The 2,210-nt window shown below is 49.0% G+C and carries 4 protein-coding genes; all 4 read left to right on the top strand.

Translation table 11 applies throughout. The annotated features are described in order from the left end of the window. A partial coding sequence (locus NZ772_17770) for a glycosyltransferase (GenBank protein ID MCS6815404.1) occupies positions 1-778 on the top strand: 778 nt, incomplete at its 5' end. 159 nt (positions 779-937) lie between these two features. Next, a complete protein-coding gene (locus NZ772_17765; GenBank protein MCS6815403.1) occupies positions 938-1,264 on the top strand; it encodes a 2Fe-2S iron-sulfur cluster-binding protein in 327 nt (108 codons plus the stop codon). A 23-nt stretch (positions 1,265-1,287) separates the two neighbouring features. Beyond that, on the top strand, positions 1,288-1,482 hold the full coding sequence (locus NZ772_17760) for a hypothetical protein (GenBank protein MCS6815402.1): 195 nt from the start codon (positions 1,288-1,290) through the stop codon (positions 1,480-1,482). Between the two features lie 107 nt (positions 1,483-1,589). Then, positions 1,590-2,210, top strand: a 621-nt coding sequence (locus NZ772_17755; protein ID MCS6815401.1) for an alpha-E domain-containing protein, incomplete at its 3' end; no start/stop codon positions are given.

Below are 2,210 nucleotides of genomic sequence, written 5' to 3'. Positions count from 1 at the left end.
CGATCGCTACCTGCTAGAAAACTTTTCAGTAGAGACCCTAGACAAGCGCCGGGCCAACAAAATTGCCCTGCAAGAGGAAGTCGGACTAGAGGTCAACTCTCGCAGTTTTCTAGTAGGCATGGTATCGCGATTAGTAGAACAAAAGGGCTTGGATCTGGTAATTCAAATCCTAGATCGGTTCATGGCTTACACAGATTCACAGTTCATTTTGTTGGGTACAGGCGATCGCTACTACGAAACCCAGATGTGGGAACTGGCAGCCCGTTACAAAGGACGCATGGCTGTCTATTTGCTTCAAAGCGATGCCCTATCTCGTCGCATCTATGGTGGGTGTGATGCCTTCCTGATGCCCTCTCGGTTTGAACCCTGCGGCATTAGCCAAATGCTAGCCATGCGCTATGGATGTATTCCCATTGTGCGGCGAACTGGAGGCTTGGTAGATACCGTCAGTCATCATGAGCCGATGGATGGTACAGGCACGGGATATTGCTTCGATCGCTATGAACCCCTAGACTTATTCACCTGCATGGTAAGAGCTTGGGAAGGCTTCCGGTACCGTGATGCTTGGCAAGCCCTACAAGAACGGGCCATGAAGATGGACTTTAGCTGGACAAAATCGGCCAAAGCTTATGACAAGCTATATCGTGACCTGTTGGGAATTCCTGATGAGCCAGAGATAGAAAACGCACCCGCTGAAGCAGAGCCGACAGAGCCTGTTGCAGCAGAGTCCACAGAGCCTTCAGCTATTGTCCCAGATGCAGTCAACGTAACCGCGTGACGTGCTGCTGTCAGCAGTGGTTCATGTCGCTGTTATGATAGGGCGCTAGATTAATTTCTAGGATTGCAAAGCGTTCAGCTACTGACCTATCCTCAAGCAAGACTTTCCTGAGCAACCAAGTTAAAATAACCCCGTTCAAGTGACAAGGCTACGTCGATCATGGCAAACACCTATACTGTTGAATTTTTACATCGAGGACAGAGTTATACCATTGAAGTGCCTGATGACAAGAAGATCCTGCGTGCTGCCCACGGTGCTGGCATCGATTTACCCAGTTCTTGCAATGCTGGGGTTTGTACTACCTGCGCCGCTAAGATTCTTGAGGGTGAGGTAGACCAGCGTGACAGCATGGGTATTAGCCCAGAACTTCAGGCTCAGGGCTATGTGTTGTTGTGTGTAGCCTATGCCCGATCGCACCTAAAAATTGAAACTGAGCAGGAAGATACCGTCTACGAATTACAGTTTGGGCAATTTCAAAACAAGTAAAAAACTAGCAAGAGGACAATACCATGACCACGCACTTTATCGAAGCAGAAATGGACTGGCAAGAGTCACCCGCAGATCTTCAGCGAGAGATCATCGCTGAGTTGGAACGCCGGGGTGATTTGCTACGCTGGGCAATCACGAATATCAACCCTGAAACTCAAAAAGTGACTGTGGAAGCAGTCGTCACCACCAACGAGAAGGTTGAAATTGAACCGTAGTGCCAGCCAAAACCCGCTCCCTGGACTCTAAGGAGCTTCAAGATTTGTAACGACTCCGGTATAGTTATGGGAGACCAAATCTTACGGTTACAGTAGATAGTTTCATCATGCTGAGTCGTGTTGCTGATTCAATTTTTTGGCTGAACCGCTATGTGGAACGAGCCGAAAATGTTGCCCGCTTCGTTGACGTGAACCTAACCATGTTGATGGACAACCCCACCAGCAGCGACCAGCAATGGGAACCAATTGTACTGACAACCGGTGACTTGCCCCTGTTTCAAGAACGCTACGGCAGTGCAACCGCTGAGAAGGTAATCCAGTTTTTGACCTTTGATGATGACTACGCTAATTCCATCCTGTCGTGTCTACGGGCAGCCAGGGAAAATGCTCGCTCTATCCGAGAAATTATTTCCTCCGAGATGTGGCAGCAAGTTAACAGCTTTTACTTAATGGTGAAGGGTGCGGCCGATCGTCCCCTAGAATCGCCGAGTGAATTTTTTACCAACGTTAAGCTGGCGAGCCACCTGTTTCAAGGCTTGATGGATGCTACCATGAGCCATAACGAAGGTTGGCACTTTGGGCAGATTGGCCGACTGTTGGAACGGGCAGACAAAACCACTCGCATTTTGGACGTCAAGTATTTTATCCTCTTGCCTTCCCCTAACTATGTAGGCACCACCTTGGATGAATTGCAGTGGATGGCGCTACTGAAGTCAGCTAGTGCCTAT

The organism is Cyanobacteriota bacterium (genome assembly GCA_025054735.1).
Lineage (GTDB): Bacteria > Cyanobacteriota > Cyanobacteriia > SKYG9 > SKYG9 > SKYG9.
The sequence above is the reverse complement of the archived record's forward strand: the minus strand, read 5'-3'. Positions and strand labels throughout refer to the sequence as shown.

Coding starts and splice junctions, on each gene's coding strand:
- NZ772_17765 (MCS6815403.1), top strand. CDS start 938: ATGGCAAACACCTATACTGTTGAATTTTTACATCGAGGACAGAGTTAT.
- NZ772_17760 (MCS6815402.1), top strand. CDS start 1,288: ATGACCACGCACTTTATCGAAGCAGAAATGGACTGGCAAGAGTCACCC.